Annotated in this window: 10 protein-coding genes and 3 pseudogenes; 5 read left to right on the top strand and 8 right to left on the bottom strand. The window is 68.5% G+C overall.

Features of this window, described 5'->3' with window-relative positions; all coding sequences use genetic code 11:
• A pseudogene (locus HMPREF0591_RS33905) lies at window positions 1–544 on the bottom strand (hypothetical protein); the annotation flags it as partial.
• A gap of 166 nt (window positions 545–710) precedes the next feature.
• Entirely contained in the window at window positions 711–1,139 is a 429-nt protein-coding gene (locus tag HMPREF0591_RS13815) for an HIT family protein (protein ID WP_007169195.1), read from the bottom strand.
• A gap of 47 nt (window positions 1,140–1,186) precedes the next feature.
• On the opposite strand from HMPREF0591_RS13815, the gene HMPREF0591_RS13820 reads away from it, so the two are divergent.
• On the top strand, window positions 1,187–2,590 hold the full coding sequence (locus tag HMPREF0591_RS13820) for an amidase (RefSeq protein ID WP_007169196.1): 1,404 nt from the start codon (window positions 1,187–1,189) through the stop codon (window positions 2,588–2,590).
• A 231-nt stretch (window positions 2,591–2,821) separates the two neighbouring features.
• Here HMPREF0591_RS13820 and HMPREF0591_RS13825 read toward each other — a convergent pair.
• Window positions 2,822–3,295, bottom strand: a pseudogene (locus tag HMPREF0591_RS13825) (DNA-deoxyinosine glycosylase); the annotation flags it as partial.
• A gap of 89 nt (window positions 3,296–3,384) precedes the next feature.
• On the opposite strand from HMPREF0591_RS13825, the gene HMPREF0591_RS13830 reads away from it, so the two are divergent.
• Together HMPREF0591_RS13830 and HMPREF0591_RS13835 are read left to right on the top strand one after the other, a co-directional pair.
• Window positions 3,385–4,509: an adenylate/guanylate cyclase domain-containing protein gene (locus HMPREF0591_RS13830; RefSeq protein ID WP_007169198.1), complete on the top strand. Its 1,125-nt coding sequence runs from the start codon at window positions 3,385–3,387 to the stop codon at window positions 4,507–4,509.
• Window positions 4,510–4,820: 311 nt separating this feature from the next.
• Window positions 4,821–5,402 carry a hypothetical protein gene (locus HMPREF0591_RS13835; protein ID WP_007169199.1) on the top strand — a complete coding sequence of 194 codons (582 nt, stop codon included), beginning with the start codon at window positions 4,821–4,823 and terminating at the stop codon, window positions 5,400–5,402.
• A gap of 24 nt (window positions 5,403–5,426) precedes the next feature.
• On the opposite strand, the gene HMPREF0591_RS13840 is transcribed toward HMPREF0591_RS13835, so the two are convergent.
• The 4 genes and pseudogenes from HMPREF0591_RS13840 to HMPREF0591_RS13850 all read right to left on the bottom strand — a co-directional run bounded on the left by HMPREF0591_RS13840 (window position 5,427) and on the right by HMPREF0591_RS13850 (window position 11,315).
• Window positions 5,427–7,304: a serine/threonine-protein kinase PknH/PknJ gene (locus tag HMPREF0591_RS13840; RefSeq protein WP_007169200.1), complete on the bottom strand. Its 1,878-nt coding sequence runs from the start codon at window positions 7,302–7,304 to the stop codon at window positions 5,427–5,429.
• A 157-nt stretch (window positions 7,305–7,461) separates the two neighbouring features.
• A pseudogene (locus tag HMPREF0591_RS30975) lies at window positions 7,462–7,620 on the bottom strand (FHA domain-containing protein); the annotation flags it as partial.
• A 27-nt stretch (window positions 7,621–7,647) separates the two neighbouring features.
• Window positions 7,648–9,552: an ABC transporter ATP-binding protein gene (locus HMPREF0591_RS13845; protein ID WP_007169201.1), complete on the bottom strand. Its 1,905-nt coding sequence runs from the start codon at window positions 9,550–9,552 to the stop codon at window positions 7,648–7,650.
• Entirely contained in the window at window positions 9,549–11,315 is a 1,767-nt protein-coding gene (locus HMPREF0591_RS13850; protein WP_040622518.1) for an ABC transporter ATP-binding protein, read from the bottom strand. The genes HMPREF0591_RS13845 and HMPREF0591_RS13850 overlap by 4 nt, the downstream gene beginning before the upstream one ends.
• Window positions 11,316–11,451: 136 nt before the next feature.
• On the opposite strand from HMPREF0591_RS13850, the gene HMPREF0591_RS13855 reads away from it, so the two are divergent.
• Together HMPREF0591_RS13855 and HMPREF0591_RS13860 are read left to right on the top strand one after the other, a co-directional pair.
• Window positions 11,452–12,009: a DUF3558 domain-containing protein gene (locus tag HMPREF0591_RS13855; RefSeq protein ID WP_040622520.1), complete on the top strand. Its 558-nt coding sequence runs from the start codon at window positions 11,452–11,454 to the stop codon at window positions 12,007–12,009.
• An 8-nt stretch (window positions 12,010–12,017) separates the two neighbouring features.
• Window positions 12,018–12,560, top strand: a complete 543-nt coding sequence (locus tag HMPREF0591_RS13860; RefSeq protein ID WP_170826084.1) for a DUF3558 domain-containing protein — start codon at window positions 12,018–12,020, stop codon at window positions 12,558–12,560.
• Window position 12,561: 1 nt separating this feature from the next.
• Here the strand turns inward: HMPREF0591_RS13860 and HMPREF0591_RS13865 are convergent, their stop codons facing one another.
• Complete coding sequence (locus tag HMPREF0591_RS13865) at window positions 12,562–13,062, bottom strand: SixA phosphatase family protein (protein WP_007169205.1); 501 nt, start codon at window positions 13,060–13,062, stop codon at window positions 12,562–12,564.
• Between the last annotated feature and the right edge of the window lie 140 nt (window positions 13,063–13,202).

The following is a 13,202-nucleotide window of genomic DNA, read 5'->3' on the forward strand; positions in this document are numbered from 1 at the left end:
CGGCCACCGTCGTCGCCCGCGACCCGCTGTCGTGGCGCAGCTGCTGGTCCAGGACGAACACCCACGACACGACGAACAGCGACGTCGCCACGATGAGACCGTCCAGGACCAGCCGTCGCGGACTGTGGCGGGAGAACCGCGACAGCAGCACCAAGGACGTGAAGGCGCCGAACGGCCACAGCAGCAGCACGATCTCGGACGCGGCCGGGTGCGTGGCGTGCGCCAGCTCGGGCCGCACGTCGTACACGGACCAGATGACCTCGCCCGCGGCCCAGCCCAGCAGGGCCGTCACCAGCGCCAGCCATCCGTATCGGCGTCGCGGGGACGCGAATCTGGACGCGTAGCCGGCACACGCCGCCGCGAACAGCAGGCACATTGCCAGCGCGATCTCGTCGACCGGCCTGCTCGCGTAGGCGCCTTTCCAGCCGGCGATCGAGGAGGCGATGATCAGCGCGGCCGCCACCCCGTACGCGCCGACGACCAACCAACCGAGGCGCGGCGGCAGCCTGAACCACCGCCAGGGATTTCTCACCCACGGTTTCATCGCCGCTCCAGCCGATCCGCGCCGTGCGGTGAGCTATCGGGTGTTCACCGCGCGCTAGTGGAGAATAAACCGCCGCGCCAGGTTCGGGGCCAATGCCGTGGGATGCTTGCCCAGGTTGTGACACCCGCCGGGTGCGCCAGCGCCCCGAACGGCGATCCGCTGGGTGCTACGGGCTGGCGTCGATGCGGGCCAGCGCCGAACGCAGGATTTGCGCGGTCGCCTCCCGATCGGGGTCGCGCCGCAGCAGCATTCCCTTGGCGACCGACAGCTTGTCGCCGTTGCGCCGGGGCAGCACGTGCAGGTGGATGTGGAACACCGTCTGAAAGGCGGCGCTGCCGTCGTTGATGGCGATGTTGGTGGCGTCGGCCAATTCCGTCGCGCGTGCGGCCCGGGCGATCCGCTGGCCGATCGTGACCATCCCGGCCAGCGTCTCCGGCGGCGTGTCGGTGAGGTCGACACTGTGCCGTTTGGGGATGACCAGGGTGTGCCCGCGGGTGAACGGGCGGATGTCGAGGATGGCCAGGTAGTCGTCGTCTTCGCAGATCCGGATGGCCGGGGCGGCCCCCGCGACGATCGCACAGAACACGCAAGACATGTCGCCCACGGTACTGGCCGCGCCGACTCGCGGGATACGCTGCCGCAGTGGACGCTCGCGACGCGGCCCGCGACGTGGCCTTTGCCGGCGCGGCCGCGCAGGCACGGATGTTGGCCGACGGCGAACTCACCGCGCCCGGGCTGCTCGAGATCTACCTGGAACGCATCGCGCGGCTGGACAGCCAGCTGCGCTGTTATCGCGTGGTGCTCTCCGACAGCGCGCGCTACGAGGCGGCCGTCGCGCAGGAGCGCCTGGATGCCGGTGAGCGGCTGCCGCTCCTCGGGGTGCCGATCGCGATCAAGGACGACGTCGACGTCGCCGGTGAGGTGACGACATACGGCAGCGGTGGGCACCGCCCGGCCGCGACCTCCGACGCGGAGGTGGTCCGCCGGTTACGCGCCGCGGGCGCCGTCATCCTCGGCAAAACCAATGTGCCCGAGCTGATGATGTTTCCCTACACCGAGTCGCTGACCTTCGGCGCGACCCGCAATCCCTGGGACCTCAAGCGGACGCCGGGCGGCAGCAGCGGCGGCAGCGCCGCCGCGGTGGCCGCCGGCCTGGCGCCGCTGGCGCTGGGGTCCGACGGTGGCGGCTCGATTCGCATCCCGGCCATCTGGTGCGGCCTGTTCGGTGTCAAACCGCAACGGGATCGGGTGTCGCTGGAGCCGCACGACGACGCGTGGTACGGGCTGAGCGTCAACGGCCCCTTAGCCCGGTCGGTGCTCGATGCCGCCCTGTTCCTCGATGCGACGTCGACGGTGCCGGGACCGGAGGGCGAGTTCGCGGCCGCGGCGACGCGGGAACCCGGCCGCCTGCGGATCGCGTTGAGCACAAAAGTCCCCACGCCGCTTCCCGTCAGGATCGGCAAGGAAGAGCTCACGGCGGTCGAGCAGGCCGGCGCGCTGCTGCGCGAGCTGGGCCATGAGGTCATCAACGCCGACCCCGACTATCCGCCGTCGGCCATCATGACCAACTACCTGCCCCGCTATCTGCGGGGCATCAGTGACGACGCCGATTCGCTGGCGCATCCCGAACGACTCGAAGCGCGCACCCGCAACCTGGCGCACGCCGGTTCGTTCTTCTCGGACCGGCGGATGGTTGCGCTTCGGGACGCGGAGCCGGCCGTCAGCGCCCGAATCCAGTCGATCTTCGACGACGTCGACGTGGTCGTCACGCCGGGCAACGCGACGGGACCCTCCCGCATCGGCGCCTACCAACGCCGCGGCGCGGTGTGGACGCTGCTAGCGGTGGCGCAGCGCGTTCCCTACCAGCAGGTCTGGAACCTGACGGGACAGCCCGTCGCGGCCGTGCCGTGGGACTTCGACGGTGCCGGGCTGCCCGTTGCCGTGCAGCTGGTGGGCCGTCCCTACGACGAAGCGACGCTGTTGTCGTTGGCCGCGCAGATCGAAGTCGCCCGCCCCTGGGCTCACCGGCGACCGCCGGTGTCGTGACGGGTTTCATTTATTGCGCCGACCCGCTTCGCCCGGCTGCGCCGCGCTCGCGATCGGCGCTGATTTATTGCGCCGACCCGCTTCGCCCGGCTGCGCCGCGCTCGCGATCGGCGCTGATTTATTGCGCCGACCCGCTTCGCCCGGCTGCGCCGCGCTCGCGATCGGCGCTGATTTATTGCGCCGACCCGCTTCGCCCGGCTGCGCCGCGCTCGCGATCGACGCGACCTCCCGCCAGGCCGCCAGCTTCACTCCCGGCCGGACGGCGTGTGCGGGGCTCGTCGACGGCAGCCGGCGGTACTCGACCCGATCGTCGGCCTCGGCCAGCCTGCGGTACAGCTCGGCGGCCTTCGCGCCGTTGAAGTACACCCGCGTGATGGCGGGGTGGGACGCAAACAGTCGACCGAAGTCGTTCGGCACCAAGCTTTTCGGCTCGATAGCCGAATCCGCGCTGCCGGCGCGCCGGCATGCTTTCAACACGTCCCAGAGGGCCACGCCGGCCGACCGCAGCGCGGCCAGCCGGGTTTCGTAGGGCGCGGCCGCGTCGAACCCGAACAGCTCGCCGGTGATCGGCCAGAACGCATTTCGCGGATTGGCGTAGTACTGGCCCACCGCCAGGGATTGCGCGCTGGGAAACGAACCCAGGATCAGCACCCTGGCGTGTTCGTCGACGATCGGCGGGAATCCCCGCAGCAGCGGCGCGCTCATCATCACTCCACCTCATCACGAGACATCATCACGGGACCCCATGACCCGCGGCGTCAACCGGCGCCGGCCCGCTTCGCGCCGTCCCTCCGTTGTACGTTGGCGAAGTGGACGACGACCTGCTCGACGGACTCGAAGGCCGCGCACGCACCGAGCGGGCGGAACTGGTGGAGTGGCTGATCGAGCAGGGCATCAGCCCCGACGAGATCAGGGCGACCAATCCGCCGTTGCTGCTGGCCACCCGCCACCTCATCGGCGACGACGGCACGTATGTATCCGCGCGGGAGATCAGCGAGACCCACGGCATCGACCTGGACCTGCTGCAACGAGTGCAGCGCGCCATCGGTCTGGCCAGAGTCGACGACCCCGATGCCATCATCCACATGCGCGCCGACGGTGAAGCCGCCGCCTACGCCCAGCGTTTCGTCGAGCTGGGTCTGGACCCCGAGCAAGTGGTGCTGGTGGTCCGGGTGCTCGCCGAAGGTTTGTCGCGCGCCGCCGAGGTGATGCGGTACACCGCGCTTTCGGCGATCATGCGGCCCGGCGCGACGGAGCTCGAAATCGCCAAGGCGTCAAAGGCTTTGGTCGGCGAAATCGCGCCCGAGCTCGGCCCGATGATCCAGCACATGCTGTTCATGCAGCTGCGGCACATGATGGAGACCGAAGCGGTCAACGCCGCGGAGCGGGCCGCCGGCAAGCCGCTGCCGGGAGCGCGCCAGATCACCGTGGCCTTCGCCGACCTCGTCGGCTTCACCCGGATCGGGGAGGCGGTGTCGGCCGAGGAGTTGGGGCATCTGGCCAACCGGCTGGCCGTCCTGGCCCGCGACATCACCGTCCCGCCCGTGCGGTTCATCAAGACGATCGGCGACGCGGTGATGTTCGTGTGTCCCGAGCCGCTGCCGATGCTCGACGTCGTGGTGAAGCTCGTGGACGCCGTCGACACCGACAACGACTTCCCGCGCCTGCGGGCGGGCGTGGCCTCCGGCATGGCGGTGAGCCGGGCGGGCGACTGGTTCGGTAGCCCGGTCAACGTCGCGAGCCGGGTCACGGGTGTGGCACGCCCGGGGACCGTGCTAGCGGCGGACTCGGTCTGGGACGCGGTCGGCGACTCCGGCGACTTCAGCGGGTCGTTCGCCGGCGCGCGCCGCCTCAAGGGCATCAAGAACGAGGTCAAGCTTTTCCGGATCCGCCGGGGCGACGGGTTCGACGGCGACTGATGCGCGGGCCCGCGGACATGGGCAGGCCCGGACGACTCTAGGGGGCGTGGGCTCCGTCATGCGCGGGTCCTACGCGGCCGGTTTTCTACCCTGACTTCCGGCGCTTCGAATTGGTCGTTCCGGGCCTGCTTCGCTACCAAAAATACAACTTCGCTCAGCCGAGATCAACGGGTTCTGCGCACTTGGGCGCAGGTTTAGCGCGCTCCCGGCGCCGACGCCGGAGCGGGGCGACCCACCCCGAATCGGCCATGGCTCGTTCACCGCCGGCGAAACCCGTTCCATTGCCGGTGTAACGATGTAATCATGTAATTATGAAATCGCAGCACACGCACGGCCGGCGTTACGGCCGCACCGGGGGCTGGCAGCAGGCCCAGCAGCCCGACGCCAGCGACGCCGCGGAGTGGTTCGCGGGGCGTCTGCCCGAAGATTGGTTCGACGGCGACCCGACGGTGATCGTCGACCGCGAAGAAATCACGGTCATCGGACGGTTGCCCGAACTCGCGGGCTCAGAGAACGAAGAAAGCGAGGCGCGGGCGGCAGGACGCGCTTCCCGCTTCCGCGAGGAAACCCGTTCTGAGCGAATGCATATTGCCGACGAAGCGCAGGATCGTTACGGCCGCAAGGTGTCCTGGGGCGTCGAGGTCGGCTCCAAGACCGGCGCGGAGCGAATCCTGTTCACGCACATCGCAGTACCCGTGATGACACGCCTGAAGCAGCCGGAACGGCAGGTGCTCGACACGTTGGTCGACGCCGGCGTGGCCCGGTCCCGCGCCGACGCACTGGCCTGGTCGGTCAGGCTGGTCGGTGAACACGCCGAGGAATGGCTCGCCAAGTTGCGTAGCGCCATGTCCGCGGTGGACGACTTGCGGGCTCAGGGGCCCGACATCCAATAGTGCACCGCGGCTTGCGCTTTCGCGCTATTCGCTGTTGACCTTCGCGACGATCTTGTCGACGATCTGGGTGCCCTGATCGACGATGTGGTACCCGCACGCGTTGACGTCGACGATCACGTTGTTGGCCACGCTCATCGCGCGCTGGCACTCCCAGCCGTCGGCGCCTTCTTGGGTGTCCAGCACGGCGATCTTGGGGGGACCGCCTTGCACCTGCTCGAACGTCCACCGATAGGTCTTGCCCTTGTTGGTGACCGTCACCGTCTTACCCGCGCAGCCCTTCCACTTCCCCGCCGAGGTCTGCAGGAAGTCTTTGGCCTTGTCGGCGGAGGGAAAAAGGACGACCGCCTGGTTGACCCAATGGTCGTAGTTGTCTCCCGGCTCCGACGACACCAGGCCGCTCACCGCCGAGAAACCGGTGCCCGCGTAGACCGTGCTCTGGGTGGTGTAGAGCGCGCCCTGGCAATCGGGCTGTGACACGGTCAGCGACGAGGTGTCCATCGCCTGAATGGGCTTGCCGGGCTCCATGGTCGAGGAGCCCATCACCGCGTTGATGTCGGAAGCACCGAGCAGCAGAGCGTTGAGACGCTCGGCCGGGATCGGGTCGGGCGGCGGCGCCGGCTTGGGCCGCACGACGAGCCAGATTCCCAGGCCGCCCACGATGACGACGAGCACCGCGGCGACGGCGGCGATGATGGGCCAGGGGTTGCGCCGGTTGGGTGGCGGTGGGTTCCAGGCCGGTGGACCGGTGAATGGTTGGGGGGTGCCCGGTGGTGGGGGACCCCAAGTGGGGCCGGCGGGTTGGTAGTAGGGCGGTGTGGTCGGGGGCTGGGCCGCGGACGGGAAGGGGCCGCTCTCGGGGCGCCAGGGCGGGGCGCCCTGCGCGGGAACCGGAGTCAAGCCCGCCGCCGACGGTGGCGGGGTGTTCGCCGTCGGGGCGGGAGACGGCGGCGTCGCGGGGGGCGCCATCGCGGTGTCGGCGACCGTCGGTTGGGGGCCGAGCGTGGCGGTGCCGGGCAGGGTCGCTTCTTGGCTGCGGCGCAAGATGGTGGCGGCGTGGTCTTGGTCGGGGTCGCTGAGCGCGTCGTGGGCGGCCAGCGCCAGATCGCCAGCGCTGGCGTAGCGGTCCTGGGGCTTTTTGGCCATACCGCGGGCGATCACCGCGTCAAAAGCCTTGGGGATGCCGGGGCGCAGCGCGGTCGGTTGCGGAATCGGGTCCATCATGTGCGCGGTGACCAGCACACTGGCGCTGTCGGCCCGATAGGGCGGGGTGCCGGTGAGGCATTCGTAGAGCACGCAGGCCAGCGCGTAGATGTCGGCGCGGTAGGTCACCTCGGCGTTGGAAAACCGTTCGGGCGCCATGTATTTCCAGGTGCCCACCGCGGTGCCCAGCTGGGTGAGCTTTTCATCGGTGGTGGCACTGGCGATGCCGAAGTCGACCAGATAGGCGAAGTCGTCGCGGGTGATGAGGATGTTTTGCGGTTTGACGTCGCGGTGCATCACCCCGGCCGCGTGGGCGGCGTCGAGCGCCGAGGCGATCTGGGTGATGATGGCGACCGCGCGCGGCGGGGCCAGCGGGCCAAAGCGTTTGAGCACACTGTCGAGGTCGGTGCCCTCGATCAGGCGCATCTCCAAAAACATCTGCCCATCGATTTCGCCGTAGTCGTGAATGGGCACCACATGGGGTTCCTGCAAACGACCGGCGGTGCGCGCCTCGCGCTTCATCCGCTCCCGGAACACCGGGTCCCTGCTGAAGCTCTCCGAGAGCAGCTTGACCGCGACCGTCCACTCCTTGACGGTGTGCTCGGCCTCGTAAACCTCGCCCATGCCACCCCGGCCCAACAGCCGCTTTAAGCGATAAGGCCCAAAATTCGAGCCCACCCGCGAGGCCTGCTCATCACTCATCGCCGATCCTTCACACCCGTCCCGCACGCCGCCGACATACAACAATCGCCGGGCGCACCGGTCAGCCGCAACCCCCTACCCAGCAACCATGACCGTAAGCCTCGATCCGCCGCACCGCACGACAATCGCACGAATGGCGCGGGGCAGTTCGGCGTGGCTAGCGCTCGTCGTCCGCGGCGATCTGGAACGTGAATTGGTGATCGCAGATGCGCACGTGGTCGCCGTCGCGCAAGGTGGCGGCGGAACGGATCCGCTCGTGCTGCACATGAACCCCGTTCGACGAGCGGAGGTCGTTGATGATGAAGCTGGTGCCGCTACGCCCGTCACCGCTCGGCCGTCACCGCTACGCCTTGGTCATGGCGTAATAGGCGCCTCGGCGGGCCAGCAGCTCGGCGTGGTTGCCCTGCTCAACGATCCGGCCGGCTTCGATCACGACGATGCGATCCGCAGTCCGGATAGTCGAAAGCCGATGCGCAATAATGAAACTCGTGCGGTCACGGCGAAGATCGGACATGGCGCGCGCGATGAGCGCCTCGGTGCGGGTGTCGACCGAGCTGGTCGCCTCGTCCAATATCAGCAGCTGCGGCCTGGCGAGGAAGGCTCGCGCGATGGTGATGAGTTGCTTCTCGCCGGCGCTGATGTTGCCGCCGCCGCCACTCACCCGCGTCTCGTAGCCGTCCGGCAGGGTGTGCACGAAGCGGTCGACGTAAGCCGCCTTGGCGGCTTGCACCACCTCGTCCGCACTGGCCCCCGGCCGCCCGTAGGCGATGTTCTCCGCGATCGTCCCGTCGAAGAGCCAGGTGTCCTGCAGGACCATGCCGATTCGCGACCGCAGCGACTGCCTGCTCACCGTGGTGATGTCGACGCCGTCGACCAGGATCCGGCCGGAATCGACGTCGTAGAAACGCATGAGCAGGTTCACCAACGTGGTCTTGCCGGCCCCGGTCGGGCCGACGATCGCCACCGTGCTACCCGGCTCCGCCACCATCGACAGGTCGTGGATCACCGGGACTCCCGGGCGGTAACCGAAACTCACGTGCTGGAACTCGACCCGTCCCGTCGCCCGTCCGAGGTCGCCGTTCGGCCGCGACGCGGGCTCGGGTTCGGGTGATTCCTCGGGTTCGTCGAGCAGATCGAACACCCGCTCGGCGCTGGCCACCCCGGACTGCAGGGTGTTGTACATCCCGGCCACCTGGCTCAGCGGTGCATTGAACTGCCGGACGTACTGGATGAAGGCCTGGATGTTGCCGAGCGTGATGTGGCCCGTGGCCACCTGGAGGCCGCCCACCACGGCGACGGCCACGTAGCCGAGGTTGCCGATGAACGCCGTCGCCGGTGCCACCAGCCCGGAGAAGAACTGGGCGCCGAAACTGGCCCGGTACACGTCGTCGTTGCGATCGCGGAACTGCTCCCGCGCCGCGGCCTGGTGGCCGAACGTCTTGACCACGGTGAAGCCGCTGTAGGTCTCCTCGATGTGGGCGTTGAGGCGACCGATGCTCGTCCATTGCGCGACGAACAAACGCTGCGCCCGCCGCGCGATCGCGCGCGTGGCCACCAGCGACAGCGGCACCGTCGCCACGGTGATCAGTGCCAGCAGCGGCGAGATGGACACCATCATCGCCAGCACCGCGACCACCGTGAGGATCGACGTCACCAGCTGGCTGATGGTCATCGACAGCGACGACTGCACGTTGTCGATGTCGTTGGTCACCCGGCTCAGCAGCTCCCCGCGCTGGCGCCCGTCGAAGTAGGCCAGGGGCAGCCGATGAATCTTGTCCTCGACATCGGAGCGCAACGCGACCATGGTGCGCTGCACGGTGAGGTTGAGCAGCCGCGCCTGCGACCAAATCAACAGCGCCGAAACCAGATACAGGGCCAAGGCCAGCGCCAGCGTTTGCGCCACCGCGCCGAAGTCCACCCCTTTCCCCGGCACCACATTCATTCCCGACAGCAGGTCGGCGAAGGTGCTGTCACCGCGGGCCCGGGCCGCCGCGACGGCCTGCGCCTTGGTGATGCCCGCGGGCAGTTGACGCCCGATGACGCCGTTGAACAGCAGATCCGTTGCGTGGCCGAGGATGCGCGGGACTACCACGCCGATCGCCGTCCCGGTGATGCCCAGGCTGATCACCGCGATGCTCAACCGGCGTTGCGGGGCAAGCCTTTTGACCAGCCGCGCGGCCGAGCCCCGGAAGTCGCGGGACCGCCCGGCCGGAGCCGGGGCCAGGCCGCGCGTGGGCGCCACGGTCATGGCGCACCCCCGACGCGCCCTGATCGCACGGCGCCCACCGACTGCGAGTCGGCGAACTCCGCGTACGTCGGGCAGTCGGTGAGCAACGAATCGTGCGTGCCGATGCCCACGAGTTTTCCGCCGTCGACGACGATCACCTGGTCGGCCTGGGCGGCCGTCGAAACCCGTTGGGTGACAACGATGACCGTGGCGTCGGCCGTTATCCGTTTCAGCGATGCGCGCACCCGTGCGTCGGTGTGCACGTCCAGCGCGCCGAACGAGTCGTCGAAGAGATAGATGGCCGGGTGGCGGATGACCGCCCGCGCGATCGCCAGTCGCTGCCGCTGGCCGCCGGAGAAGTTGATTCCGCCCTGGGCCACCAGCATCAGCAGCCCGTCGTCGTGTGCGCGGACGAATCCGTCGGCGTCGGCCACCCGCAACGCCTCCCACATGTCGTCGTCGGTCACCACCTGGTGGGGCGTCGCGCCGATGCGCAGGTTGTCGGCCACGGTGCCGGAGAACAGATAGCCGCGCTGCGGGACGAGCCCGATCGCGGACCACAGCCGCTCGGTGTGGTAGTCGCGGACATCGACGCCGTCGACCAGGACGGCGCCACCGGTCACGTCGTAGAGCCGGCAGATCAGCGACACCAGCGTCGACTTGCCCGAACCGGTGCTGCCGACGATGGCCGTGGTGGTGCCGGGCCGCGCGGTCAACGAAATGTCCTGCAGGACCGGGCGGTCCGCACCCGGGTAGGTGAACGTCGCGCCGTCGAGGCGCACCAGCCCGGTGATGCCGTGGCGCGGGAACAGCGGCGTCGGCGGGTCGTTGACCGCGGCCCGGGTGGACAGCACCTCGGTGATGCGTTCGGCGCACACCGACGCTCGCGGCAGGACCACCAGCGTCATGGTCGCCATCAGCACCGCCATCAGGATCTGCGTGAAGTAGGCCAGGAAGGCGGTCAGCGACCCCACCTGCATCTGGCCGCGGTCGATGCGCAGGCCGCCGAACCAGATCAGGGCGACGCTGGACACGTTGATGGTCAGCGTGGTCACCGGCAGCATGACGGCTTGCCAGTTGCCGGCGGTCAGCGCGGTGTTCGACAGCGCGGCGTTGGCGCGGGCGAATCGGTCACGCTCGTAGTCCTCGCGGGCGAACGCCCGCACGACCCGCACGCCGGACAACTGGTCGCGCAACACCCGATTGATGCCGTCGATCAGGCCCTGCATCCTGCGGAACAGGGGCAGCATGTGCGACATCACCCAGTAGTTGGCCACGGCCATGATGGGCACGCTGACCAGCAGCAGCCAGGTCAGCGCGGCCTCCTGGTGGATGGCCATCAAGATGCCGCCGACGCACATGATGGGGGCAGTGACCAGCACCGTGCTCGATATCTGAACCAGGTACTGAATTTGGCGGACGTCGTTGGTGCTGCGCGTCAGCAGCGTGGGTGCGCCGAAGCGGGCGGTCTCATGTTCGGAGAAGGTCGTGATGTGGTCGAACATGGCGGCGCGCAGGTCGCGGCCGAAGCCCATCCCGGTCCGGGAGCCGAAGTAGACCGCCCCAACCGCGCACAACACCTGCAATCCGGTGACCGAAAGCATCACCATGCCGAGTCGGACGATCGTGGTCGTGTCGCCCTTGGCGACGCCCTCGTCGATGATGGCGGCGTTGACCGTCGGCAGGTACAGCGACGCCAGCGTGCTGATCAGTTGGAGCACCATCAGCACCGCGACGAGTCGCCGGTACGGCCGGATGTACTGGCGCAGCAGTGCCAGGAGCATTTCGTAACTGTCGCATATGGCGCGTCCGCCGGTGCAACTGAAACGCCTGCTCAGGCGCGTCGGTGGTTGACCCGCTGGGCTGCCGCTACAGTGCATCGTGTGGACCGGGAGCAGGCTGAGCAAAAGCAGGGTAGCGGTGCGTTGTAACTCGAAGGCGCTGGCCGTCGCGGCGTCAGCCGTGCTGACCCTGGCCCCCGCGGTGGCCGCCTGCTCCGATTCCGGCAGCAACAAGCCGGGAGCGACGTCCTCGTCGGCGCCCGGGAACGCGGAGGGTCGCCATGGGCCGATGTTCCCGCAGTGCGGCGGCGTCAGCGACCAGACGGTGGCGGAGCTGACGAAGGCGACCGGACTGATCAACACCGCCCGCAACTCGGTCGGTTGCCAATGGCTCGCCGGCGGCGGCATCCTGGGCCCGCACTTCTCCTTTTCCTGGTACCGCGGCAGCCCGATCGGACGAGAACGCAAGACGGAGGAGTTGTCGCGCGCCAGCGTGGACGACATCAACATCAACGGTCACAGCGGATTCATCGCGATCGGAAACGAGCCGAACCTGGGTGACTCGCTGTGCGAGGTGGGCATCCAATTCCAGGATGACTTCATCGAATGGTCGATCAGCTTCAGTCAAAAGCCGTTCCCGCCGCCCTGCGACATAGCCAAAGAGCTGGCGCGTCAGTCGATTGCGAATTCGAAATGACCTTCGAAATGACCAAGGGAAGACTCCGCGCGGTTGTCGCCGTGTTCATCGTCGGGCTGGTACTGGTGACGGGTTGCTCCCGGTCCGTCGGCGGAACCGCGGTCAAGGCGGGCGGTCCGACGCGCAACAACAACTCCCAGCAGCAGTATCCGAACCTGCTCAAGGAGTGTGAGGTGCTCACCACCGACATCCTGGCCAAGACCGTGGGCGCCGACCCGCTCGACATTCAAAGCACGTTCGTCGGCGCCATCTGCCGGTGGCAGGCGGCCAACCCCGCCGGGCTGATCGACATCACCCGGTTCTGGTTCGAGCAGGGCAGCCTCGGCAACGAACGTAAGGTTGCCGACTTCCTGAAGTACAAGGTCGAGACGCGGAACATCGCCGGGATCGATTCGATCGTGATGCGCCCGGACGACCCGAACGGCGCGTGCGGTGTGGCCAGCGACGCGGCCGGCGTGGTCGGGTGGTGGGTCAATCCCCAGGCGCCCGGCATCGACGCGTGCGGTCAGGCCGTCAAGCTGATGGAACTGACGCTCGCGACCAACTCGTAGGTCAGCGCGGCACCTCGAAGCCGATCAGGGCGGCGCGCCCGAGTTCCAGGGCCTTCCACTCGGACGCGAAGGTCAGCACCGCGATGGCTGACGTCGGAAACTTGGCCGAAATCCGTTCGGCCGCAGCGGCATCGGTTCCGCTGCCGGCCAGGCCCAGCGCCAACTCCGACATCGTCGGCTCATGGCCCACGACGAGCAGTGTCTGAACGTCGTCGCCGACCGAGTTGATCTCCGCGATCATGGTGCCGGGCGTGGCCCCGTAGAGCCGGTCGCTATACCGCACCGGGGCCTCGATGCCCGTGGTGGCCAACGTCTGGCGGGTGCGCGTCGCGGTGGAGCACAGGACCGCGTCAACCGTCGCGACGTTGGCGCGCAACCACTCGCCGGCGAGGCCGGCTTCTCGAATCCCGCGCGGCGCCAACGGCCGCTCGTGGTCGGCGACGCCGGGCGGGTAGTCGGATTTCGCGTGACGCATCAACAGCAACGTGCGCTGGTCTCCCACGGAGACACGCTAACCCCTATGCGGCGTCGTCGTCATCGTCATCGTCGTCATCGTCGTCATCGTCGCGGTCGCGGTCGCGGTCGCGGAGCAGCTTCTCGGGGTGGTGAAACGTGTTGGTGCGGGGTTGGCCCCGATCCAAG

The sequence above is a fragment of the Mycobacterium parascrofulaceum ATCC BAA-614 genome (assembly GCF_000164135.1).
In the GTDB taxonomy this organism is placed as follows: Bacteria; Actinomycetota; Actinomycetes; order Mycobacteriales; family Mycobacteriaceae; genus Mycobacterium; species Mycobacterium parascrofulaceum.

What these genes read in the sequence shown, in the direction of transcription:
- HMPREF0591_RS13815 (WP_007169195.1), bottom strand. Translation starts at nt 1,139, where the DNA reads ATGTCTTGCGTGTTCTGTGCGATCGTCGCGGGGGCCGCCCCGGCCATC.
- HMPREF0591_RS13835 (WP_007169199.1), top strand. Translation starts at nt 4,821, where the DNA reads ATGAAATCGCAGCACACGCACGGCCGGCGTTACGGCCGCACCGGGGGC.
- HMPREF0591_RS13840 (WP_007169200.1), bottom strand. Translation starts at nt 7,304, where the DNA reads ATGAGTGATGAGCAGGCCTCGCGGGTGGGCTCGAATTTTGGGCCTTAT.
- HMPREF0591_RS13845 (WP_007169201.1), bottom strand. Translation starts at nt 9,552, where the DNA reads ATGACCGTGGCGCCCACGCGCGGCCTGGCCCCGGCTCCGGCCGGGCGG.
- HMPREF0591_RS13850 (WP_040622518.1), bottom strand. Translation starts at nt 11,315, where the DNA reads ATGCTCCTGGCACTGCTGCGCCAGTACATCCGGCCGTACCGGCGACTC.
- HMPREF0591_RS13860 (WP_170826084.1), top strand. Translation starts at nt 12,018, where the DNA reads ATGACCAAGGGAAGACTCCGCGCGGTTGTCGCCGTGTTCATCGTCGGG.